General features: G+C 73.9%; 1 protein-coding gene. It reads right to left on the bottom strand.

Translation table 11 applies throughout. The annotated features are described in order from the left end of the window. Positions 1-16: 16 nt before the first annotated feature. On the bottom strand, positions 17-1,453 hold the full coding sequence (locus GT354_RS06005) for an amidase (protein WP_161355134.1): 1,437 nt from the start codon (positions 1,451-1,453) through the stop codon (positions 17-19). Between the last annotated feature and the right edge of the window lie 48 nt (positions 1,454-1,501).

Below are 1,501 nucleotides of genomic sequence, written 5' to 3'. Positions count from 1 at the left end.
GGCGGCCGGGACGGGCTCAGGCCGACTGCGGGCGGGCCGGGCCCACGTGCGGCCGGCGGCGGCCGTACCCGGTCGCGGCCTCGAACGCCGCGCCGACCTGGAGAACCGTCAGGTCCGTACGAGGCGCCGTGACGATCTGCAGGCCCACCGGCAGCCCGCCGGGCGTGAATCCGGCCGGCACGGACAGGGCGGGCGCGCCGAGCAGGGTGACGAAGTACGCGGAACGCATCCAGTCGAGGTAGGTGTGCTGCTCGACGCCCGCGACGGTGGGCGGGTATTCCAGGTCGGCGTCGAACGCGACGACCTGGCTCACGGGGGCGAGCAGGACGTCGTAGCGGTCGAAGAAGTCGATGCCCTCGGCGTACAGCCTGCTGTGCCCGATGGTGGCACGAGCGAGGTCGTCCGAGCCGAGCCGGCGGCCCTCCTCGATGTTCCACACCAGGCTCGGCTTGAGCGCCGCGCGGGAGGACTCCAGGACGTCGCCGAGGCCGAGGTTGAACTCGTGCGCGCGCAAAGTCCGAAAGACGTCGTCGGCGCCTCGGAAGTCGGGGCTGTCCCGCTCGACGTGGCAGCCCAGGTCGGCGAAGACCGCGAGGCGGCTTTCCAGGACGGCGAGTACCTCCGGGTCGACCGGCACGGCGCCGCCGAGGTCGGGGGCCCAGGCCACCCGCAGGCCGGCGAGGTCACGCTCCAAGGGCACCGCGAACGCCGAGCCGGGAGTCTCCAGGGAGATCGGGCTACGCGGGTCGGGCCCGGCCATCGCGGAGAGCAGCAGCGCGGTGTCGGCGACGGTACGGGCCATCGGGCCGACCACCGAAAGGGTCTCCCAACTGCTGCCGGAGGGCGGCGACGGGATCCGCCCGGGGGTGGGGCGCAGGCCGACGACGTTGCAAAACGACGCCGGGTTGCGCAGCGAGCCGCCCATGTCGCTGCCGTCGGCGATCGGCTGCATGCCGGCGGCGAGGGCGGCTGCCGCGCCGCCGCTGCTGCCGCCCGCCGAACGGCCGAGATCGTACGGATTGCGGGTGGTGCCGAAGACGGTGTTGAACGTGTGCGAGCCGGCCGCGAACTCGGGGACGTTGGTCTTGCCGATCCGGATCGCCCCGGCCGCCTGGATCCGGGCCACCAGCGGATCGTCCCGGTCCGGGACGTCGTCGGCGTGCAGCGGGGAACCGTGCGTGGTGCGCATGCCACGGGTGTGGTGGGTGTCCTTGAAGGCGATCGGCAGGCCGTGCAGCGGGCCGGGGGTGGCGCCGCGCGCGAGCAGGGTGTCGGCGGCGTCGGCGGCGGCGAGAGCGCCGTCGGGGTCGAGCGTGACGATCGCGTTGATCGCGGGGTTGACCTCGGCGATGCGGTCCAGATGGGCCTGGACGACCTCACGGCTGGAGAGTTCGCGGCGCCGGATGCGGGCGGCGAGGTCGGTGGCGTCGAGGTGGGTGATGTCGTCGGTCATGGCTGTCCTGGTGCAGGGGCTGGGGGGCGAGGCGAGGTGGGGGTGGGG

The sequence above is a fragment of the Streptomyces sp. SID3343 genome (assembly GCF_009865215.1).
In the GTDB taxonomy this organism is placed as follows: Bacteria; Actinomycetota; Actinomycetes; order Streptomycetales; family Streptomycetaceae; genus Embleya.
The sequence above is the reverse complement of the archived record's forward strand: the minus strand, read 5'-3'. Positions and strand labels throughout refer to the sequence as shown.